We start from the raw sequence: 21050 nt of genomic DNA, 5'->3' as shown, positions 1-21050 counted from the left end.
GCCGCATCGATGCCGTGCAGCACGTCGGCGACGGCGAAATCGACGTCGTTCATGCGCTTGAAGGTGGCGTCGTCGAGCGAATCGAGCGACACGGTGACGCGGTTCAGGCCCGCATCCTTCAAGGCTTGCGCCTTCCTGGCCAGCAGGGAACCATTCGTCGTCAGGGTCAGGTCCAGCGGCTGGCCCGACGGCGTGCGCAGGGCGGCCAGCATGGCGATGAGCTTTTCGATATTCTTGCGCAGCAACGGTTCGCCGCCCGTCAGGCGGATCTTTTCCACGCCGTGCGCGACGAACAGGCGCGCGATGCGCGTGATTTCCTCGAACGACAGCAAGTCCGTGTGCGGCAGGTAGACGTGGTTCTTGTCGAACACGTCTTTCGGCATGCAATACACGCAGCGGAAATTGCAGCGGTCGGTAATCGAGATGCGCAGGTCGTGCAGGGGCCGGCCCAGGCGGTCGGCGACGTTGCCGCTGGGACTTTCCAGCCGGTCGGGTATCGCCGGCACCCCATTTCGGGCGTCGGCGAGGAAGATAATCTTGTCAGCCATGAAAGGTGATGCCACTTACGTTAAGTCGTTCAAGGCAGATACGATAGCACGAGGCCGAAGATGGCACAGGCGAGCAGCAATTTGATGGTTCCCATTTGAAACTTGATCAGCGCCACGCCAGCTGCCGCCGCGATGCCGACGGCCAGCCAGTCCCAGTGCGGCACGGGACTTTCTTGCCAGAAGACATGGTGGCCAAAGAACAGGGCCAGGCTGGCGATGACGCCCACCACGGCCGCCGAGATGGCGGTCAGGGGCGCGTTCAGGCGCAGGTTGCCGCGCGACGCTTCCACCACGGGCGCGCCGGCGAGGATGAAGATGAACGAGGGCAGGAAGGTGAACCAGCTGGCGACCAGCGCGCCGCCGATGCCGGCCAGCCACAGATGTTCGCCGGCGCTGCCCGCCGCCTGGCTCCAGCCGCCCACAAAACCGATGAAGGCGACGATCATGATCAAGGGGCCGGGCGTCGTTTCGCCCAGGGCCAGGCCATCCATCATCTGCGCGCTGCTGATCCAGTGGTAGTGCTCGACGGCGCCCTGCACCAGGTAGGGCAGCACGGCGTAGGCGCCGCCAAACGTCAGCAGGGCGGCCTTGCTGAAAAACACACCCATCTGCGCCAGCGGCTGCTCGCGCCCGCCCAGTAGCGCCAGGCCCAGCCAGGTGAGAAAGGCCAGCGCCACGCCCACGGTGGCCGTGCCCAGCAGGCGCGGCCAGCTGAAGCGCGCGTGGGATGGCGTCGGCGTGTCGTCATCGATCAGGGCGGGGCCGAAGCGGGCCGCGCCGCCATGCGGCATGGCGCCGGCATGGAAATGCCCGGGCAGCCAGTGGCCGCCAGCCATGCCCAACAGGGCGGCGCCGAGCACGATCAGCGGAAATGGCAGCTGTAGCGCGGCGATGGCGACAAATGCGGCAGCCGCAATGGCGACCAGACCGGGGCTGCGCAAGGTGCGCCGGGCCAGCCGCCAGCCTGCCGCCACCACGATGGCGACGACGGCCGGCTTGACGCCGTACAGGATGCCGGCGATGGCGCTCACGTGGCCGTAGGCCAGGTACAGCCAGGACAGGGCGATCAGGAGCAACAGCGAGGGCAGCAGGAACAGCAGTCCCGCCACGATGCCGCCGCGCGTGCGGTGCATCAGCCAGCCGATGTAGATGGCCAGCTGGGTCGCTTCCGGTCCCGGCAGCAGCATGCAGTAGTTCAAGGCGTGCAGGAAGCGCTGTTCGGAAATCCAGCGCCGTTTTTCCACCAGTTCCGCATGCATCATGGCGATTTGCCCGGCGGGACCGCCAAAGCTGACGCAACCCAGCTTGAGCCAGTACCAGAAGGCGCTGCGCAGGCTGACGGCGGCGGGAGGGGCGGTGGTGGAGTCAGGGAGCATGGCTGGCGGTCTGGCTGGCGTAGGTTGGGGTAGGTATTCGGGGCATAAAAAAAAGGGGAAGCCTGAGCTTCCCCTTTCATCATTGGCGGCTGGGTGACCCCGGCGCGCTTATGGACGCTGCGTGTTGACCTGGATCAACGGCTCATCCGATTGCGGCGGCAATGGCTTGCGTTCGCGTGGCTTGCGCACGGGCGCGACGGCCTTGGCGGCAGCTTCCTGTGCCAGGCGCAGCTTTTCCGGATCGGTGGCGGCCAGGGTCAGGCCGGCCGAACCGAGCACCGCGTTCAAGTCCAGCGGCGCGGCCACTGGCGCGGCAGGCGCTGGGGTTGGTGCAGGCGCTGGCGCAGCTTCGGCAGCCACGGGTGCGGCTTCCACCACGGCCGGGGCCGCTTCTGCCACGACAGCGGCAGGCGCCGCTTCGGCGACTGGCGCTTCTTCGATCACGGCGATCGCTTCAGCCAGCGGTGCCGCTTCCACGACAGGCACGGCTTCCACGATGATTTCCGCTGGAGCCGGAGCCGGAGCAGCCTCGGCCTTCTCGGCAAAGCTGTACTCGGCGGCAGGAGCAGGCTCGGCAGCGGCTGGTACAGCTTGCGCTGCAGCAACGACGGCCTCGGCTGGTGCTTCCGGCACGATCACGGCGGCAGGGGCGGCCACTTCAGCCACTTCAGCAGCAGGAACCGCTTCGGCAACGTCAGCGGCAGGCACTGCTGCATCTGCCTTGGCGATTTCCACGACCTTGGCCACTTCCACCACTTCTACCACGACGGCTGGCGCATCAACGGCAGCTTCCACTGGCGCGGCAACGGCGACGACGGCGGTAGCGGCAGCTACCACGGCGACCGGAGCAGCGTCGGTTTCGTTGGCTGGCGCCACGGTAAAGCTGATCACCGGGGCATCCTGGCCTTCGTTCTCGCCGTTTGCCGATTCGATCAGCTCGCCCGTTTCACGGTCGCGGCGGTTGCGGTTGCGGCCACCACGACGGCGGCGGCGGCGCGGTTCTTCGCCTTCGACGTCGTTTTCCGTCTCTTCGCCTTCAGGACCGGCGTTCGCCGGCGCTTTCAGCAAGTTCGCCGGTGCGGCGTCGGACTCGGGGCCGTTTGACGGCACGACCACGTTGATGGCGCTGGCGGCAGCGCCGACCAATGCCAGCTCTTCAGCTTTCACTTCAGCAACAACAGCCTTGTCGGCGCGCGGTTCGCGCGCTTCGCGTGGCTGGCGTGGCGGGCGTTCGGCGCGCTCCGGGCGCTCGGCACGTTCCGGACGCTCGGCGCGTTCAGGACGTTCGCCGCGTTCGCGCGGTGCCGCTGCCGTGTCGCCATTCTCGCGCGCTTCACGCGGTTCGCGTGGCGGACGCGGCGGGCGTGGCGGACGTGCCGCTTTTTCCAGTGCTTCCGCTTCTTTCGCGGCGTCGTCCTGGGCTGGACGGCCCTGGCCCGGTTCGCGTTCTTCGCGGCCCGGCTTGCCGTTGCGGCCACGGCCACGCGGGCCACGGCTGTTGCGGTCGCCGCGGTCGGCGCCGGCCGGCTTGGCCGGGGCGACAGGGGCTGGCGCTGGCGCCACCGGTGCCGGGGCGCCGGTGAAGAAGCTGATGATCTTGGCGATCAGGCCTTGCGGCGCGGCAGGCGCGGCCACCGGAGCTGGTTTCGCTTCGACAGGCTTGCGCTCGACCAGCGGTGCCGGCTGGTCAGGCGTGATCGTCTTGACGACGGCTTCCTGGCGCGGCTTGGCTTCTTCCTTCTGGCGCTTGCTGTAAGCCATGTCGGTTTCAGCGTGTTCGGCCAGGTTGTAGCTGGCCTGGCTGTCTTCCAGACGCGGATCGTCGTGCTTGATGCGTTCCAGCTTGTAGTGCGGCGTTTCCAGATGCTTGTTCGGGATCAGGATCACGGCGATGCGGTGGCGGTTCTCGATCTTCAGCACTTCGCCGCGCTTTTCGTTGAGCAGGAAGGCGCCCACGTCGACGGGCACTTGCACGTGGATGGTGGCCGAGTTTTCCTTCATCGCCTCTTCCTGGATGATGCGCAGCACCTGCAGGGCGGACGATTCCGTATCGCGGATGTGGCCGGTGCCGGAGCAGCGCGGGCACGTCACGTGCGAACCTTCGGACAGCGAAGGACGCAGGCGCTGGCGCGACAGTTCCATCAGGCCGAAACGCGAAATCTTGCCCATTTGCACGCGGGCACGGTCATGGTGCAGTGCATCTTTCAGGCGCTGTTCCACTTCGCGCTGGTTCTTCGCCACTTCCATGTCGATGAAGTCGATGACGATCAGGCCGCCCAGGTCGCGCAGGCGCAGCTGGCGGGCCACCTCTTCGGCCGCTTCGCAGTTGGTGTTGAAGGCGGTCGTCTCGATGTCCGAGCCGCGCGTGGCGCGGGCCGAGTTGACGTCGACGGAGACCAGGGCTTCCGTGTGGTCGATGACGATGGCGCCGCCCGATGGCAGCGGCACGGTGCGGCTGTAGGCCGTTTCGATCTGGTGTTCGATCTGGAAGCGCGAGAACAGCGGCACGTCGTCGCTGTAGCGTTTTACGCGGTGCACCATGTCGGGCATCACGTGGCTCATGAACTGGTGCGCCTGGTCGTAGATCTCGTCGGTGTCGATCAGGATCTCGCCGATGTCGGGCTGGAAGTAGTCGCGGATGGCGCGGATGACGAGCGACGATTCCTGGTAGATCAGGAAGGCGCCGTTGGCCGACTTGCCGGCGCCTTCGATGGCGCGCCACAGTTGCATCAGGTAATTCAAGTCCCACTGCAGTTCATCGACGTTGCGGCCGATGCCGGCCGTGCGGGCGATCACGGACATGCCAGCTGGCAAGTCCAGTTTATCCATGGTTTCGCGCAATTCCTGGCGCTCTTCGCCTTCCACGCGGCGCGATACGCCACCGCCACGCGGGTTGTTCGGCATCAATACCAGGTAACGGCCGGCCAGCGAAACGAACGAGGTCAGGGCGGCGCCCTTGTTGCCGCGTTCTTCTTTTTCCACCTGGACCATGATTTCCTGGCCTTCGCGCAGCGCTTCCTTGACGGAGGCATTGCGCACGTCCACGCCTTCGCGGAAGTACGTGCGGGCAACTTCCTTGAAAGGCAGGAAGCCGTGGCGGTCTTCGCCATAGCTGACGAAGCACGCTTCGAGCGATGGCTCGATGCGCGTGATCACGCCCTTGTAGATGTTGGATTTGCGCTGTTCGCGCCCGGCTGTCTCGATATCGATGTCGATCAGTTTTTGTCCGTCGACAATCGCTACGCGCAGTTCTTCTTGCTGCGTGGCATTAAACAACATGCGTTTCATTTTTATAACTCCGCGACCCGTAGGCCATCTCAAAGCCGCTTCCGGGGAAGCGGCGAAAGTACAGGGATATATGCGAGAACGGGAGTGTTGGCGGGGGGAATGCCTTAGCGTGCGGAGCAACAACGTGTACGAGGTATACGTTGCGGCCGCAACAGGGCGCGGTGAGGTCGATCGTCATGCCGAGTGCACAGGACACCTGCAACTCATCTGAAGCAGCCCGGATGCCGGGGGCAGAGAATGCAGGTGGTCAGCAAATTCAGAGCCAAATCGTAAGCCGGCTCATTACAGGGATCGCGATGGCGAGGCTTGGCCTCAGCCTATTCATCGACAACCCTCAGTATTGTGGCCTCATACGGGGTTTGGCGAAAACGGCAAGCGTTATCAACTTCATCAACCCGCGAGCCCGACTCGATAAGTCGCGCTAACGGGTACTTATCCTTATAATCCAATACACTCTCTTCAGCATCTCCACGCGTTATCCGATTACAACTACGGTGCAACCTTGATTCGCGCAGGGATGGTGCATATACATTTTTTTCCACCGAATTTGCAATTTGGCGAGGCCGGTGGAGACGCCCCTGTGTAAAATGTGCTTTTATTCTTACACTCGCAGCAGCCAGGGCCGCAGCAAAAACAATTATATATTCAAAATGAAGGACTTAGAGAGATTTCTGGGAAGACATAGTAAATGAAGAGTCAAAATGATGTTGTTCCCCCTTCAACACCCCCGGTTCAGCCGCAAGCCCAATTCGTAACGATCGCCGAGGAAGAAGCAGGCCAGCGCATCGACAACTACTTATTAAGAGTGTGCAAGGGAGTGCCTAAAAGCCACATCTACCGGATCTTGCGATCGGGAGAAGTGCGGGTCAATAAAGGCCGTATCGATCAGCTGTACCGTCTCGCCGCCGGCGACGTGGTGCGCATTCCCCCCGTGCGCGTGGCCGAAAAGGCGCCCACGGGCGCGCCGGCCGCCGAATTTGCCATCATCTTCGAAGATGCGCAGCTGCTCGTCATCGACAAGCCGGCCGGCGTGGCCGTGCATGGCGGCTCGGGCGTGTCGTTCGGCGTGATCGAGCAATTGCGCGCTTCGCGTCCCGACGCCAAGTTCCTCGAGTTGGTGCACCGCCTGGACCGCGACACGTCCGGCCTGTTGTTGCTGGCAAAGAAACGTTCCGCGCTGACCAACTTGCACGAGCAGATGCGCGACGGCGTCACGGACAAGCGCTATCTGGTGCTGGTGGCCGGCGACTGGAAGAATGCGCGCCAGCATATCAAGTTGCCATTGCATAAATATACGACGGCCGAAGGCGAGCGCCGGGTGGCCGTGCAGGCCGATGGCCTGGCCTCGCACACGGTGTTTTCGCTGTTGCATAAATATCACAACTTCGCCTTGCTGGAAGCGGAATTGAAGACGGGACGCACGCACCAGATCCGCGTGCACCTGTCTTCGTCCGGCTTCCCCATCGCCGGCGACGATAAATATGGCGACTTTGCCCTCAACCGTGCCCTGTTGAAAGCCGACAGCACGCGCGGCGCCCTGAAACGCATGTTCCTGCATGCGCATCAAATCACGTTCACGCATCCGGAAACGGGCAAGACGATGACCTTGAACGCGCCGCTGGCTGCCGAATGCCAGCGTTTCTTGGTAAGCTTGGGCAAACCGTTGGCCGTTGCCCCACGTTAAGTGTGGCCGGGACTATCCACAAGATAGTCAGGCCATTATTCATTCTCAAGGAGCCGGCGGCTATGTCGTCGGGAAACATGGCAAGAAAGCAATTTGATCTGATCGTCTTCGATTGGGACGGTACGCTGATAGACAGTACCTCCACCATCGTCAAGTGCATCCAGGCGTCGGCCAAAGACCTGGGCTTGCCTGTTCCCACCGAGTTGCTGGCTTCGCACGTGATCGGCCTGGGCTTGCAGGAAGCCATGCAGCTGGTGATGCCCGATGTCGAGCCGAAATACCATGCGCGCATGGCGGAGCGTTATCGCTATCACTATCTGTCGCGCGACCACGAGCTGGCCCTGTTTCCTGGCGTACAGGACATGCTGCAGGACTTGTCGCAGCAGGCGTATTTCCTCGCCGTCGCCACGGGCAAGAGCCGCGTCGGCCTGAACCGTTCGCTGAACGCCGTCAAGCTGCTGTCGCTGTTCGACGCGACGCGTTGCGCCGACGAAACCTTTTCCAAGCCCCATCCGGCCATGTTGCAGGAACTGACGCGCGAATTGGGGCAGGATATGCGCCGTACCGTGATGATCGGCGACACCAGCCATGATTTATTGATGGCAAGCAATGCGGGCGCGGCCGGTATTGCCGTAGAGTATGGTGCGCATCCTGTCGAGCAGTTGCAGGCATGCAAGCCCCTGTATTCGGCGGCCACGGTGACCGAGCTGCATCAATGGCTGAGCGAGCACGCATGATGAGTGACCTTGTCGACGTGTTCATCTGCGCCGCCGACGCGGTGGCCGAGGGGGGCAAGGGCGTGCGCTTTCCCGTCCTGGCCGGCGGCGAAACCACCACCGGCTTTGTCGTGCGTTATGACGGCAAGCCGTACGGCTACCTGAACCGCTGTGCCCACGTGCCGATCGAGCTGGACTGGGCCGAAGGCGAGTTTTTCGAATCCAGCGGCCTGTATCTGATGTGTTCTACGCATGGCGCCATCTATGTGCCCGACAGCGGCTATTGCGCGGGCGGCCCCTGCAAGGGCGGCCGCCTGCGTCCGATTCCCGTGGCCGAGCGCGATGGCCAGCTGTACTGGCAGCCTGACGATTATGTGCGGCCTGTGCCGGCCTGATGCCGGGCGCCGCCTTCCTGCAATTTAAGCAAAGTGAACTATGAGCGATAACACGAATGACAAGCTGGACAGCAGCGCGCCAGCCGCCGGCAACGGCGCCCCTGCAGGGCACTGGGAGCGCGACGTGCTGGAAAAGCTGGTGTTTGCGACCTTGCAGGAGCAGCGCGCGCACCGCCGCTGGAGCGTCTTCTTCAAGGTCTTCAGCCTGCTGATCGTGCTGTTCGCCCTGTGGGTGTTTTATGACTACAACAGCGCGGACGACAGCGAAACCCTGGGCCGCCACACGGCCCTGATCGACATCAGCGGCGCCATCGAGTCCGAAGGCAGCGGCTCGGCCGCCGTCGTCATCCCCGCGCTGGACAAGGCCTTTTCCGACAGCGGTTCCGTCGCCGTGGTGCTGCATATAAACAGTCCGGGCGGCAGTCCCGTGCAGGCCGGCATGATCGTCGACGAGATGCAGCGCTTGCGCAAGGGCTATCCGGACAAGCCGCTGTATGTGGTGGTCGATGAAATGTGCGCCTCGGGCGGCTATTACATCGCCGCCGCCGCCGACCGCATCTACGTCAACAAGGCCAGCGTCGTCGGTTCCATCGGCGTCTTGATGGATGGCTTCGGCTTCACGGGCGTGATGGAAAAGGTCGGTGTCGAGCGCCGCCTGCTGACGGCTGGCGAGAACAAGGGTTTCATGGATCCGTTCAGCCCGCTGACGGAAAAACACAAGGCGTATGCACAGGGCATGCTCGATGAAATCCACCAGCAGTTCATCGAAGTGGTGCGCACGGGCCGCGGCAAGCGCCTGAAGGAAACGCCGGACACCTTCTCCGGCCTGTACTGGACGGGCGCGAAAGCCGTCGAGATGGGCCTGGCCGATGACTTCGGCACGGTCGACAGCGTGGCGCGCGACGTGGTCAAGGCGGAAGACATCGTCGACTACACGCAGCACGAAGGTTTGCCGGAACGGGTACTGAAAAAATTTGGCGCAGCCATGGGCGCGGGGGCCATGAAGGCGGCCGTGCAGCAGGCGCAGCCGGCGTTGCGTTGAGGATATCTCTCGTATCAGCTTGGCAATCCAGTTGAGAATGATTTGCAATAAGATGCTGATTTGCCTTGAAAATCGACCTGCTTGGGCTATAGTGAAGCGGTAGTTCTTTTCAAGGAGGGGCGATATATCCAACTATGTTGTCAGTACTTTGATTGGCAGGTCCTGGAACTACTCGCCGCATCGCAGATGTGGTTTTGAGTGAATTTACATTCCTCACTAAAGTCCCGTTGGGGCTTGGGAACGGCGGCGCAATGCCGCCGTTTCCTTTTGTGTGCCGCCATCGCTGGCGCTATCGATGAGGGTACGGCTGCTGACGACCGCAACGCCGCATGGCGCGCGGGGTGGAGTGGCATGCATGCAAGGGCAGGGCATGGGTGGCCGGGCATGGCCGCCTTCAGGCGGCGCAGTCGTTACAGTGCGCAGGCAAGGTCGGGGCAAGGGACTGCTTAGCCTGCGCGATGGTTTCCTTTGTGATCGGCGATGGGGCGGAGGCTGGCGCGGGCGCCGCGTCCTGGTTCTCGCTCAGCATGTCGGCCTGGGCAAAGCCGCCCTGTTCCAGCCAGCACATGAAATGGCATTGCGCCTCCGCGTGCCAGCGCATCTGGCTGGTCGCCATCGGCGCGTCGTCGCCGGCCACGAAGGCCTCTTCCCGCGAGGGGCGGGCGCCGCGCCAGCGCGCCACGGCCAGGTTAACTTTATGCATCGCATCCTGTTCGGTGGCGATACGGCGGCGCATGTCGTCTATGCTGCCTTGCAAGGCAATGGTGTCGGTGTGCTTCATACGATGTCCTTCCCGGTCGTTCGTGGCTACTGCCGAAATTCCTAAAGCACGTTAGGCGGATTCCTAACGAAGTTTCAGTCTATCAATGCAATATTCCGAGCGCTTGATCTATCTCAAAGGAATCGTTCATCAGACACATTGTCATGCATTTTTTGTGCGGCGATCGAATGACGTGCCTGGTAATTATTGTATTTAAAACAGTATTAAACGGCAGGGTAGCTGGCACCGTGCCGCTTGCGGGCGTTGGGTTTTTTTCCTTGCTGCCCTCCTTGTGCGAGTCAGCGATGCACTGTCTGACCGTTGCATGCCGAATGAGGAAACGCAGATGCATTATTTGCCAGCGATGGAAATTTTTATTTGTTTGACATCCTGGTTTGCAGGTGTGAAAATGTTGCCGATTTAATTAGCATGCCGATTTTGTTGATCGTATGCGTAATGAAAATCTATTTTCTGGTTCTGAATCATTTCAGCGATATCAAATCCCGCGTCCGCTTTCATTGTTGCTGCCACTTTCATACGGTTTGAAAGCGTGGTGGTGGCCGAACAGGATATGCCGGGACATCGTGCAGGCAATTTCGAAATAAAGGGCGGTTGACGCACGTTGCCGAGTTGTTGTGTTACGGCAGTGCAGATTGCCATCTTGAAGGCTGGGGATACACAAGAGAGCCTTTTCTCCTGGCTGTCACTGGATAAAATGAGCCCATGTCCGTTGATGGGAAAAGTACTCCGCGATGCACTGCTTATTGATCCATCCTGTTCAACTGTTAGTTTTTTGTTTGGTGCCGTGCCGCTCTTGGCCGGATGATTTTTTGTCTATAGGGAAGGTGCATTGAATGTTTCAATTTTCCAATTTCGTTAAAAGTTCCAATTTTTATAAAAGCATGGCTTTGCTGTCGCTGTCCTTGATGTCGGCTTCCTCGCATGCACAAGGGGTGTCGTTCGATGCGGCGAATGTGACGATCACTACTGTCGGTGTGCATGGGCCAACTCCGTATTTCCGCATTCAGGAGCCGCTGGCGGCGCAGTGTGCCTATCTGCTGATTTATATTCCCTCAGATAAGAAATCCATGTATGCGCAAGTGCTGGCGGCGAAATTGGCAGGAAGAAAATTAAGCCGTGTGAATTACACCTTGACGAATGGGCCGAATTCCGAATGCCACGCAGTTGTTGTGGAGATGGAATAGTTGTTTGGATTGTAAATTCCGGGTTTGCCCTATTTCAGGATGCATTGTGAGAAAATTTTTTGCGGCTTTGTGTTTTTTGTCTTTTTCGATATCCAATGCCTGCGCCTTAGAGACCGCGACTGGCAAGGTGATGAATATGGAAGCGACTTATCTTCCCGGGACTATATTTTTCCAGCTTGATGGCGGCAGCGCATCCTGTCCTGCCGGTGCCCGCATCGAATGGTCCAAGGCCGATCAGGCAAATAATAAAGCGATCTATGCGACCTTGCTGACTTCTTTGGTCTCTGGCGTAAAAGTTGGTGTCGTGATAAACGACGGCGATAAGACGTGCAAGGGGCAATTTATTTATGTGATAGCCAGCTGATTGTCCCTTTATTCGCTGCGTACTGGATGCGAGTAGCGGGGAATTGTCGCCGCGGCATGTTGCCGTCATGCCCGCTGCTGAGCATCCGACGATCGCCAGGTGATGCACGAAACGTGGACGGCGATGCGCGCCAGGTGGCGCCGACAGCATCGCCGGCGGCAGCCGCTGCGGAAGGGGCGCCGCACGCCACCTGCCTTGAGCTTGCTTCTGCCGTCCCCCCTGGCGAATCTTCACGCTGCCAGCCGCTTCTGGTAAAGTCACGCCCATGAGTAAATTATCCCTAGACCGCATCCTGCAATCGCAGGGTTTTGGCACGCGTAAATATTGCCGTTCCCTTATCGACGATGGCGATGTCGTCATCGATGGCATCACCCAGACCAATTACCGCACCACCGTCGAGACCGATGGACTGGTGCTGCACGTCTTCGAGGAAGAGTGGGTCTACCGCCAGCACCTGTACCTGGCGCTGTACAAGCCGGCCAATTTCGAGTGCTCGCGCAAGCCCAGTCACCATCCCGGCGTACTGACCCTGTTGCCGGAACAGTTCACCTGGCGTGAAGTGCAGCCCGTCGGGCGGCTCGACCACGATACGACCGGCATGCTGCTGATGTCCGACGATGGCCCATTTATCCATGCGCAATCGTCGCCGAAGCGTCACGTTCCGAAGATTTACCAGGCCACCACGCAAGAGCCCGTCACGGATGAGCTGGTGGCCCTGCTGCTGGCTGGCGTGCAATTGCATGACGAACCGGCGCCGCTGGCGGCCCTGGTCTGCGTCAAGCGTGGCGAGCACCAGTTGGAAATTGTGCTCGAGCAAGGCAAATACCACCAGGTCAAGCGCATGCTGGCCGCCGCCGGCAACCATTGCAGCGCGCTGCACCGTTCCGCCATCGGCAGCCTGACCCTGGAATCGCTGGGCATCGCCGAAGGCGAGTGGTGCTATCTGACGCCGGAACAACTGGCGCTGCTGGCCTGAAAACAGCTGGCCTAAGCTGCTGCGCGTCGCGCTTTGCGGCCGGCGATGCTCGCCGTGCACTGGCACGGCTGCGCTTCTCGGCCGCAAATCACTGCCGCTCGCGATGGTTCTGCCTGAAGCTCCACCTCTCTCCTTAATCGCCAGATGCCGTGATTTCCCGGCTTTTTGGCGTCTTTAGCCCACTATTGCCTGCATTTGACGAAGTTTCCCGCACATGAAATTAGCTACCCTGAACGATGGCACGCGCGATGGCCAGCTGGCTGTCGTCTCGCGCGACCTGAAAACGGCGCATCTGGCCGACGGCATCGCCTCGACCCTGCAAAAGGCGCTCGACGACTGGAGCTTCATCGCACCCCAGCTGGACTTGCTGTACCAGACCATCAATAGCGGACGCGGCCATCGTGCCTTCGACTTCGATCCCGCCAATTGCATGGCGCCCTTGCCGCGCAGCAGCCTGCGCGTGGCGGGCGCCGCTTACCTGCAGCAGACCGAACGGGCTTGCAAGGCCGCCGGGGCGGAAGCGCCCGCCAATCTGCGCGACGCTCCAAGGATGTACCAGGGCGCCAGCGACGCTTTCCTCGGCGCCCACGAAGACATTACCCTGGCGCACGAGCAGTGGGGCATCGATTACGAAGCGGGCATCGCCGCCATTACGGACGATGTCGCCATGGGCTCCACGCCGGACCAGGCGCACCTGAACATCAAGCTGCTGATGCTGGTCAACGACATCACCCTGCGCAACGTGGCGCCCGACGAGCAGGCCGGCGGCTACGGCTTCCTGCAGGCGAAGCCGGCCATGGCATGTTCTCCCGTGGCCATCACGCCCGACGAGCTGGGCGACGCCTGGCGCGGCGGCAAGGTGCATTACGCCCTGCGCTGCAGCCTGAATGGCAAGTTGTCGGGCCAGCCCCATGCGGGCGCCGACATGGCTTTCAATTATCCGCAGCTGCTGGCCCATCTGTGCCAGACGCGCAACGTGCGCGCCGGCGGCGTGGTGAGTGCGGGCGGCGTCGCCAACAAGGAAATCAAGAAGGGTTTTTCCAGTATCGTTGAGCGACGTAACCAGGAGATGATCGCCGATGGCGTCGCCAGCACGCCGTTCCTGCTGTTTGGCGATGTCGTTCGACTGGAAATGCTGGGCGATGACGGCAAGTCGCTGTTTGGCGCGATTGAGCAAACCGTAAAGCAAGCCGAGGCGAGAAAAAATCGTTAGGCCCCCGAGAAAATGGCCATGACGGCGTTGCAGTCCCTCGCCGTACATTCGTACTGTCTTCGGGGCTGCGCCTTGTCCTGGCCATTTTTCGGTCTCCTTTGACGTGGCGCCTGCGGCGCCTTGTTTCATCTAGGCAAAGGAAATGCCGGGGAAATGCCCCCCTGTTCCGCCGATGGCGTGGGCCCGCTGGAACCGATAATGCGACATGCCCAGTCCGTATTGCGCCTAGCCAGGCCGCAGGACTTCACCGGAGTTGATTGATGTCGGAAGACAGCGACGCAGAAAAGACCGAAGCCGCGTCACCGAAGCGCCTCGAGCAGGCGCGTGAGGAAGGCGACGTTCCGCGATCGCGTGAAGTGGCCACGTTTACGGTGCTGATGGCGTCCGGCTGCTGCCTGTGGTTTGCCGGCGACGCCATCGTGCGCCGGCTGACGGCCGTCATGGTGTCCGGGCTGACACTCGACCGTGAACAGATACTCAATCCCGATGCGATGATGTTGCGCATCGGCTATGACGTGGGCTCGGTACTGCTGACCTGTTTGCCATACGCCGCGGCCATCATGCTCGTGGCGCTGGCCTCGCCCGTGCTGGTCGGTGGCTGGCTGTTCAGTTCCAAGGCGTTTACGCCGAATTTTGGCAAGCTCAACCCGATTCGCGGCCTGGGCAATATGGTGTCGAAGAATGCCCTGGTGGAATTGCTGAAGGCCGTCGCCAAGACCATCGTTGTCGGCGTCGTCGCCTGGCTGGTGATGCAGCATCAAAAGGATGCCGTGCTGGGCCTGTCGGTCGAATCGCTGCGCGCCGGCTCGGCGCACCTGATCAGCTTGCTGATCACGGCCTTTTTGCTGATCGTCGGCGCGCTGGGCCTGATCGCCGCCATCGACGGCCCCTACCAGATGTGGCACTACGCCAACAAGATGAAGATGACCTTGCAGGAAGTCAAGCAAGAGTCGAAGGAATCGGACGGCAATCCGCAGATCAAGGCGAAAATCCGCCAGATGCAGCATGAAATGTCGCGCCGCCGCATGATGGCCGACGTGCCGACGGCCGACGTGGTGGTGACCAACCCGACGCACTATGCGGTGGCGCTGAAATACGGCGAGAATTCGCGCGGCGCGCCGCAGGTGGTGGCCAAGGGCATCGACGAGGTGGCGGCGAAGATCCGCGAACTGGCCGGCGAGCACAAGGTCGCCATCCTGGAAGCGCCGGCCCTGGCGCGCGCGCTGTACAAGCACACGGAGATCGGCGACGAGATACCCGAAGCGCTGTACGGCGCCGTGGCCGAGGTGCTGGCGTATGTGTTCCAGCTGCGCAGCTACGGCAAGGGCCAGGGCGAGCGTCCCGACAAGCCGAAGAAACTGGATGTGCCGCCCGAGCTCGACCCGCAGAACCCCGCATCGCAGATACCGCCCGCAGCAGACGCGGCAGACAAGAATAAAGGAAGTGCACCATGAACGGTTTGACCATGCCAGCCTGGTTGAGCGGATTGAAAGGCAACGCCAGCAAGGGCCTCGCCGCGCCGATCATCATCATCATGCTGCTGGCGATGATGGTGCTGCCGCTGCCCGCCTTCATCCTCGACATCTTCTTCAGTTTCAATATCGCGCTGTCCATCATCGTGCTGCTGACGGCGCTGTACACGGTCAAGCCGCTCGACTTCATGGCCTTCCCGACCATCCTGCTCGTGTCGACCATGCTGCGCCTGTCGCTGAACGTGGCGTCCACGCGCGTGGTGCTGACGGAAGGCCATACGGGCGCCGACGCGGCCGGCAAGGTGATCGAAGCGTTCGGTCACTTCTTGATTGGCGGTAACTACACGGTCGGTATCGTGGTCTTCATCATTTTGACCATCATCAACTTTACCGTCGTCACCAAGGGTGCGGGCCGTATCGCCGAGGTGGGCGCCCGCTTCGCGCTGGACGCCATGCCGGGTAAACAGATGGCCATCGACGCCGACCTGAATGCCGGCCTGATCGGCGAAGACGAGGCGCGCCGCCGCCGCACGGAAGTGGCGCAGGAAGCGGAATTCTATGGCGCCATGGACGGTGCCAGCAAATACGTGCGCGGCGACGCCATCGCCGGCATCATGGTCACCGTCATCAATATCGTCGGCGGCTTGCTGGTGGGCTTGCTGCAGCACGACATGGGCTTTGCCGATGCGCTCAAGAACTACACCCTGCTGGCCATCGGTGACGGCCTGGTGGCGCAGATTCCTTCGCTGATCATTTCCACGGCGGCCGGTATCGTCGTCTCGCGCGTGGCCAGCGAGCAGGACATCGGTACCCAGCTGGTGGGGCAATTGTTTGCGAAACCGCAAGTGCTGTACATCACGGCCGGCATCATCGGCGGCATGGGCTTGATTCCCGGCATGCCGAACATGGTCTTCATCCTGCTGGCGTCCCTGCTGGCCGGTTCCGCGTATCTGATCAGCAAGAAGCGCACGCAGGCGAAAGAGGCGGCCGAAAAGCCGGCCGAGGTGCAGCAAGCCACGGTGGCGCCCGAGCAGGAAGAGGCCAGCTGGCAAGACATCATGCCCGTCGATACCCTGGGCCTGGAAGTGGGCTACCGCCTGATTCCGCTGGTCGACAAGACGCAGGGCGGCGAATTGCTCAAGCGCATCAAAGGCATCCGCAAGAAATTCGCCCAGGAAGTGGGCTTTTTGGCACCGCCCGTGCATATCCGCGACAATCTGGAATTGAAACCGTCGGCCTACCGCATCACGCTCAAGGGCGTGGAAGTGGGGGTTGGCGAAGCATTCAATGGCCAGTTCCTGGCGATCAACCCCGGCATGGCCAGCGGCACCTTGCCCGGCCTGTCCACGACGGACCCGGCCTTCGGCTTGCCGGCCACGTGGATCGAGGCCAGCCTGCGCGACCAGGCGCAGTCGATGGGCTACACGGTGGTCGATGCGGGCACCGTGGTGGCCACGCACCTGAACCACCTGATCACCTCGCACGCTTCCGAATTGCTGGGCCGCGCGGAAGTGCAGGCGCTGCTCGACCACCTGGGCAAGGATGCGCCGCGCCTGGTGGAGGACCTGGTGCCGAAGATGCTGTCGCTGTCGACGCTGCAAAAAGTGCTGCAGAACCTGCTGATGGAAGGCGTGCACATCCGCGACATGCGCACCATCATCGAAACCCTGGCCGAGCACACGGTGCACACGCAGGATCCGAACGACCTGACGGCGCTGGTGCGCGTGGCCCTGGGCCGCGCCATCGTGCAGCAACTGTTCCCCGGCGCGGCCGAACTGTCCGTAATGACGCTCGACAGCCGCCTCGAGCGCCTGCTGATGCAGGCGATGGGCAATGGCGGCGATGGCGCGGGCATCGAGCCTGGCCTGGCCGACACCATCGCCCACCAGGCGGGCCTGGCCGCGCAGCAGCAGGAAGCGCTGGGCCTGACGCCCGTGCTGCTGGTGCCGGCGCCGCTGCGCGCGCTGCTGTCGCGCTTCCTGCGCCGCGCCCTGCCGCAGCTGAAGGTGCTGTCGCATGCGGAAGTGCCGGAAACCAAGACCATCCGCGTCACCAGCCTGGTGGGTGCGCAGTAGTTGCCTGATAAGCAAGGCGGGGCCGTTCCGGCGCGAACGGCCCCGTTTTTTACTTGCCGCACCTCAATTTCCTCACGGCAAACTGAATAACGGGTACTTTCCCGTCCTGTTCCTTCGATCATTTCCCCAGTGCATCGCTAATAATGGAAACTGTCCGAGTGATCTGTGTCCATGTGGAAGACAGCACTCAAGCAACAGGAGTCGATGATGGTCACACCGTTCAGCCAGTACTGCGCCACCCCCGCCTCGGGAGGCCGGCCATGAATGTGAAGAAATTTACGGGCGCCTCGTCGCGCGATGCGCTGCGCAAGGTGCGCGAAGCGCTCGGCCCCGATGCCGTGATCCTGTCGAACCGCCAGGCCGATGGCGTGGTGGAAATCCTCGCGCTGGCCAATGACGATGCCGCCTCGCTGGCATCGCCGCCGGCCGCCTCGGAAATGGCCCAGCCGCGTCCCCAGTTGCAGACCCAGTTCGCCACGCCGCAGCGCGCGGCCGCCCCGGCCCAGCGCCCGGCCGCGCCGCGCCAGGCATCGTCCGAGCCAGTGGACATGGCCCGCATGCAGCAGATGATGGCCAGCGCGCTGGCGCACGTCAAAGAGAACGCCGCCGCCGAGATGAGCGGCATGATGAATGAAATCCGCGCCATGCGCGGCATGATGGAAACCCAGCTGGCGGAAATCTCGTGGGGTTCGACGCAGCAGCGCGAGCCGCAAAAAGCCGTCGTGCTGCGCGAAATGCTGGCGGCCGGCTTCTCGGCCAGCCTGGCGCGCTACCTGATCGACAAGCTGCCCGCCGGCCTGGACGGCGCGCAAAGCATGCGCTGGATCAAGACCGTGCTCAGCCGTAACCTGAATACTGTCGCCAATGAAGACGCCATGCTCGAGCAGGGCGGCGTATTCGCGCTGGTGGGCCCGACCGGCGTCGGCAAGACCACCAGCACGGCCAAGCTGGCGGCGCGCTGCGTGATGCGCCACGGCCCGGAAAAGCTGGCCCTGATCACCACGGACGCCTACCGTATCGGCGCGCACGAACAGCTGCGCATCTACGGCAAGATCCTCGGCGTGATGGTGCACTCGGTGAAGGACGAGGCGGACTTGCGCATCGCCCTGAAGGAATTGAAGAACAAGCACACGGTGCTGATCGACACGGTGGGCGTGAGCCAGCGCGACCAGATGGTGACGGAGCAGGTGGCCATGCTGTCGGGCGCCGGCGCCGACGTCAAGCGCCTGCTGTGCCTGAATTCGACGGCAACGCAGGAAACGCTCAATGAAGTGGTGCGCGCCTACCAGGGCAGCGGCCTGGCCGGCTGCATCATGACCAAGCTCGATGAGGCGGCGTCCATCGGCAATGTGCTCGACGTGGTGATCCGCCAGAAGCTGAACCTGTTTTATGTGTCGAACGGCCAGCGCGTGCCGGAAGACCTGCACCTGGCCGACCGCGCCTACCTGATCGACCGCGCCTTCAAGCTCAAGCGCGATACGGCGGCGACGCAGTTTTCCGATGCCGAACTGCCGCTGCTGATGGCGCAGGCCGCCGCCCGCAACAATGAAGCGCGCGGGGTGCACCTTGGCTAATTTCGATTTCGACCAGGCCGAAGGCCTGCGCCGCATGCTGGCCGGCCCGCAGCCGCGCGTCATGACGTTCCTGTCGGCCACGCCGCAGGACGACAAGGGCGCCATGCTGGTCAACCTGGGCGCTTCGCTCGCGTATGGCGGCAATGAAGTGCTGCTGGTCGACGCCAGCGGCGGCAGCGACGGCGTCGCCTCGCGCCTGGGACTGGCGCACGGCGCCAGCCTGCTCGACGTGGCGCGCCAGCAGTGCGGCCTGAACCAGGTGATCCACCAGGTGCCGCAGGGCTTCGGCGTGGCCCACCTGGGCGCGCGCAACCACCTGATGGACAGCAGCGACTATGCGGGCGACGAAGACACGCGCCGCCTGGGCAAGACCTTCGAAGTGATGGCGCGCCAGAGCGGCATCGTGCTGGTCGACGGCGTGGTGGCCGAGGAGGGCGCATGCTTCCCCGTGCCGCTGATGGCCTCGTCCGACATCGTGGTGCAGGTGTCGAACAGCGCCAATTCGATCAAGGCGGCCTATTGCCTGATCAAGCGACTGAACCAGGAGCTGGGACGGCGTCCGTTCGGCATTCTTGTCACCGGCGCTTCCGAATCCGAGGCAAAAGTGGTATACGATAATATGGCGCAGGCGGCGAGCCGCTACCTGGCCGTGAAACTGACGTCGATGGGCTCGGTGCCGGCCGATGAATACCTGCACCGCGCCGCGCGCCTGGGCCGCAGCGTGGTCGACGCGTTTCCGCTGGCGGGAGCTTCGGTGGCGTTTCGCGGACTGGCCGAGCGCCTGGTCCGTTCGGCGGCGCCGGTGCTGGGCACCACCTTGTACCAGACGGGGAGCGCACACCATTTCAGCGCCTGAATCCAACCGTAGCACCAGATAAGACGATAAAACAATAAGCAGCCTATGTACACGGTCAAAGGGAAATCGAACAAGGACTATTTGCTGACGGAGCATATCCCGCTGGTGAAGCGTCTGGCGCACCATATGAAGGCGAAATTGCCGCCTTCGGTCGAGGTCGATGACCTGATCCAGGCCGGCATGATCGGCCTGCTGGACGCCATCAGCCGCTATGAGGAAACGCATGGCGCGCAGTTCGAGACGTATGCCGTGCTGCGTATCCGCGGCGCCATGCTCGACGAGCTGCGCACCAGCGACTGGCTGCCGCGCAGCATGCGCCAGAACATGCGCAAGATCGAAGAGGCGATGAGCATTTTGCAGCAGCGCCTGGGCCACCCGCCGACGGAGTCGGAAGTGGCGAAACTGCTGAAAATGTCGCTGGCCGACTACCAGGAAATGCTGGGCGACGGCGGCGGCCACCAGCTGGTGTACTACGAAGATTTTCATGACCCGGACGGCAATGACAGCTTCCTCGACCGCCATTGCGTGGACGAGGACAGCGACCCCTTGCGGTCCCTGCTCGATACCGATTTCCGGCAATCCGTGATCGATGCCATCGACGCGCTGCCGCCACGCGAGAAAATACTCATGGGCCTGTACTACGAAGAAGAGCTGAACCTGAAGGAGATCGGCGCGGTGATGGGCGTATCGGAATCGCGCGTCTCGCAGCTGCATACCCAGGCCGTCGCGCGCCTGCGCGCAACCTTGAGGGAGCAGGCGTGGACTGGTCCAGCGTAATCGGGCTGGCGCTGGCGCTGGCGGGCCTCCTGGTCGGTCAGGCACTGGAGGGCGGCAAGATGGCCTCCCTGCTGCAGCCGGCCGCCTTCGCCATCGTTGTCATCGGCACCTTCGGCGCCGTGCTGCTGCAAACGCGCTTGCGCACCTTCGTGCGCGGCCTGGAAATGCTGCGCTGGGTGTTCCTGCCGCCTTCGGACACGCGCGCCGCGCTGGCGCGCGACATCGGGCAATGGAGCCTGACGGCGCGCCGCGACGGCCCGCTGGCCCTCGAGCGCCTGATGGAAAACACGGCCGACCGCTTCAACGCCAAGGGCTTGCGCATGATCGTCGACGGTATCGCGCCCGACAAGCTGCGCCAGCTGCTCGACGTGGAAATCTCCGCCTACGAGATGGCCGAGCGCCAGGCCGTCAAGGTGTGGGAATCTGCCGCCGGCTATTCTCCCACGATCGGCATCCTGGGCGCCGTGCTGGGCCTGATCCACGTGATGGAAAACCTCACCGACCCCAGCAAACTGGGCGGCGGCATCGCCGTGGCGTTCGTCTCCACCATCTATGGCGTGGGCTTGGCCAATCTGCTGTTCCTGCCGGTGGCAAATAAACTCAAGGCCATCGTTTCGCGCCGCGTGCTGCAGTATGAAATCACGGCCGCCGTGCTGTACGACATCGCCACGGGCGACCATACGCGCATCATCGAAGAGCGCGTGGCCAGCCTCCTGCACGAGCACTGAC

18 protein-coding genes are annotated in these 21050 nt (G+C 62.5%); 14 read left to right on the top strand and 4 right to left on the bottom strand.

What is annotated here, in order from left to right; all coding sequences use genetic code 11:
- From AC1RDJ_RS27120 to AC1RDJ_RS27110, 3 genes are all read right to left on the bottom strand, one after another.
- Positions 1-548 (bottom strand): radical SAM protein (locus AC1RDJ_RS27120; protein ID WP_493029288.1); only part of this gene is annotated, 548 nt, incomplete at its 3' end.
- A 29-nt stretch (positions 549-577) separates the two neighbouring features.
- Positions 578-1924: a chromate efflux transporter gene (gene chrA / locus AC1RDJ_RS27115; protein WP_493029287.1), complete on the bottom strand. Its 1347-nt coding sequence runs from the start codon at positions 1922-1924 to the stop codon at positions 578-580.
- A 108-nt stretch (positions 1925-2032) separates the two neighbouring features.
- Complete coding sequence (locus tag AC1RDJ_RS27110) at positions 2033-5212, bottom strand: Rne/Rng family ribonuclease (protein WP_493029286.1); 3180 nt, start codon at positions 5210-5212, stop codon at positions 2033-2035.
- A gap of 688 nt (positions 5213-5900) precedes the next feature.
- Between AC1RDJ_RS27110 and AC1RDJ_RS27105 the strand changes: the two genes are divergently transcribed.
- The 4 genes from AC1RDJ_RS27105 to AC1RDJ_RS27090 all read left to right on the top strand — a co-directional run bounded on the left by AC1RDJ_RS27105 (position 5901) and on the right by AC1RDJ_RS27090 (position 9049).
- Positions 5901-6896, top strand: a complete 996-nt coding sequence (locus AC1RDJ_RS27105; protein WP_071322360.1) for an RluA family pseudouridine synthase — start codon at positions 5901-5903, stop codon at positions 6894-6896.
- 77 nt (positions 6897-6973) lie between these two features.
- Complete coding sequence (locus tag AC1RDJ_RS27100; protein WP_071326253.1) at positions 6974-7633, top strand: HAD-IIIA family hydrolase; 660 nt, start codon at positions 6974-6976, stop codon at positions 7631-7633.
- Positions 7630-8007 carry a Rieske (2Fe-2S) protein gene (locus AC1RDJ_RS27095; RefSeq protein ID WP_071322361.1) on the top strand — a complete coding sequence of 126 codons (378 nt, stop codon included), beginning with the start codon at positions 7630-7632 and terminating at the stop codon, positions 8005-8007. The genes AC1RDJ_RS27100 and AC1RDJ_RS27095 overlap by 4 nt, the downstream gene beginning before the upstream one ends.
- A 40-nt stretch (positions 8008-8047) precedes the next feature.
- Positions 8048-9049, top strand: a complete 1002-nt coding sequence (locus AC1RDJ_RS27090; protein WP_071322362.1) for a S49 family peptidase — start codon at positions 8048-8050, stop codon at positions 9047-9049.
- Positions 9050-9443: 394 nt separating this feature from the next.
- On the opposite strand, the gene AC1RDJ_RS27085 is transcribed toward AC1RDJ_RS27090, so the two are convergent.
- Positions 9444-9830 (bottom strand): hypothetical protein, encoded by a 387-nt coding sequence (locus AC1RDJ_RS27085; RefSeq protein ID WP_493029285.1) that lies wholly within the window; start codon positions 9828-9830, stop codon positions 9444-9446.
- Positions 9831-10663: 833 nt separating this feature from the next.
- Between AC1RDJ_RS27085 and AC1RDJ_RS27080 the strand changes: the two genes are divergently transcribed.
- From AC1RDJ_RS27080 to AC1RDJ_RS27035, 10 genes are all read left to right on the top strand, one after another.
- Positions 10664-11014: a hypothetical protein gene (locus AC1RDJ_RS27080; RefSeq protein ID WP_493029284.1), complete on the top strand. Its 351-nt coding sequence runs from the start codon at positions 10664-10666 to the stop codon at positions 11012-11014.
- 46 nt (positions 11015-11060) lie between these two features.
- Positions 11061-11378, top strand: a complete 318-nt coding sequence (locus AC1RDJ_RS27075) for a hypothetical protein (protein WP_493029283.1) — start codon at positions 11061-11063, stop codon at positions 11376-11378.
- A gap of 265 nt (positions 11379-11643) precedes the next feature.
- Positions 11644-12354 (top strand): pseudouridine synthase, encoded by a 711-nt coding sequence (locus tag AC1RDJ_RS27070; RefSeq protein ID WP_071322365.1) that lies wholly within the window; start codon positions 11644-11646, stop codon positions 12352-12354.
- A gap of 214 nt (positions 12355-12568) precedes the next feature.
- On the top strand, positions 12569-13567 hold the full coding sequence (locus tag AC1RDJ_RS27065; protein WP_493029281.1) for a fumarylacetoacetate hydrolase family protein: 999 nt from the start codon (positions 12569-12571) through the stop codon (positions 13565-13567).
- A gap of 260 nt (positions 13568-13827) precedes the next feature.
- Positions 13828-15021: a flagellar biosynthesis protein FlhB gene (flhB, locus tag AC1RDJ_RS27060; RefSeq protein WP_493029280.1), complete on the top strand. Its 1194-nt coding sequence runs from the start codon at positions 13828-13830 to the stop codon at positions 15019-15021.
- Positions 15018-17114 carry a flagellar biosynthesis protein FlhA gene (gene flhA, locus AC1RDJ_RS27055; RefSeq protein ID WP_071322368.1) on the top strand — a complete coding sequence of 699 codons (2097 nt, stop codon included), beginning with the start codon at positions 15018-15020 and terminating at the stop codon, positions 17112-17114. Before flhB ends, flhA begins: the two co-directional genes overlap by 4 nt.
- Before the next feature lie 260 nt (positions 17115-17374).
- A complete protein-coding gene (gene flhF / locus AC1RDJ_RS27050) occupies positions 17375-18688 on the top strand; it encodes a flagellar biosynthesis GTPase FlhF (RefSeq protein WP_071322369.1) in 1314 nt (437 codons plus the stop codon).
- Positions 18681-19544, top strand: coding sequence for a MinD/ParA family ATP-binding protein (locus AC1RDJ_RS27045; RefSeq protein WP_071322370.1), 864 nt, complete (start codon positions 18681-18683; stop codon positions 19542-19544). Before flhF ends, AC1RDJ_RS27045 begins: the two co-directional genes overlap by 8 nt.
- A gap of 45 nt (positions 19545-19589) precedes the next feature.
- Positions 19590-20321 carry an RNA polymerase sigma factor FliA gene (locus AC1RDJ_RS27040; protein WP_071322371.1) on the top strand — a complete coding sequence of 244 codons (732 nt, stop codon included), beginning with the start codon at positions 19590-19592 and terminating at the stop codon, positions 20319-20321.
- The gene (locus AC1RDJ_RS27035) at positions 20303-21049 is read left to right on the top strand and encodes a flagellar motor protein (RefSeq protein WP_071322372.1); all 747 of its coding nucleotides are present in this window, start codon (positions 20303-20305) and stop codon (positions 21047-21049) included. Before AC1RDJ_RS27040 ends, AC1RDJ_RS27035 begins: the two co-directional genes overlap by 19 nt.
- Position 21050: the final 1 nt, after the last annotated feature.

It is taken from the genome of Janthinobacterium sp. GW822-FHT07H10 (assembly GCF_058798675.1).
The sequence above is the reverse complement of the archived record's forward strand: the minus strand, read 5'-3'. Positions and strand labels throughout refer to the sequence as shown.

Coding starts and splice junctions, on each gene's coding strand:
- AC1RDJ_RS27090 (WP_071322362.1), top strand. CDS start 8,048: ATGAGCGATAACACGAATGACAAGCTGGACAGCAGCGCGCCAGCCGCC.
- flhF (WP_071322369.1), top strand. CDS start 17,375: ATGAATGTGAAGAAATTTACGGGCGCCTCGTCGCGCGATGCGCTGCGC.
- AC1RDJ_RS27100 (WP_071326253.1), top strand. CDS start 6,974: ATGGCAAGAAAGCAATTTGATCTGATCGTCTTCGATTGGGACGGTACG.
- AC1RDJ_RS27105 (WP_071322360.1), top strand. CDS start 5,901: ATGAAGAGTCAAAATGATGTTGTTCCCCCTTCAACACCCCCGGTTCAG.
- AC1RDJ_RS27065 (WP_493029281.1), top strand. CDS start 12,569: ATGAAATTAGCTACCCTGAACGATGGCACGCGCGATGGCCAGCTGGCT.
- AC1RDJ_RS27070 (WP_071322365.1), top strand. CDS start 11,644: ATGAGTAAATTATCCCTAGACCGCATCCTGCAATCGCAGGGTTTTGGC.
- AC1RDJ_RS27095 (WP_071322361.1), top strand. CDS start 7,630: ATGATGAGTGACCTTGTCGACGTGTTCATCTGCGCCGCCGACGCGGTG.
- AC1RDJ_RS27110 (WP_493029286.1), bottom strand. CDS start 5,212: ATGAAACGCATGTTGTTTAATGCCACGCAGCAAGAAGAACTGCGCGTA.
- flhA (WP_071322368.1), top strand. CDS start 15,018: ATGAACGGTTTGACCATGCCAGCCTGGTTGAGCGGATTGAAAGGCAAC.
- AC1RDJ_RS27085 (WP_493029285.1), bottom strand. CDS start 9,830: ATGAAGCACACCGACACCATTGCCTTGCAAGGCAGCATAGACGACATG.
- flhB (WP_493029280.1), top strand. CDS start 13,828: ATGTCGGAAGACAGCGACGCAGAAAAGACCGAAGCCGCGTCACCGAAG.
- AC1RDJ_RS27080 (WP_493029284.1), top strand. CDS start 10,664: ATGTTTCAATTTTCCAATTTCGTTAAAAGTTCCAATTTTTATAAAAGC.
- AC1RDJ_RS27040 (WP_071322371.1), top strand. CDS start 19,590: ATGTACACGGTCAAAGGGAAATCGAACAAGGACTATTTGCTGACGGAG.
- chrA (WP_493029287.1), bottom strand. CDS start 1,924: ATGCTCCCTGACTCCACCACCGCCCCTCCCGCCGCCGTCAGCCTGCGC.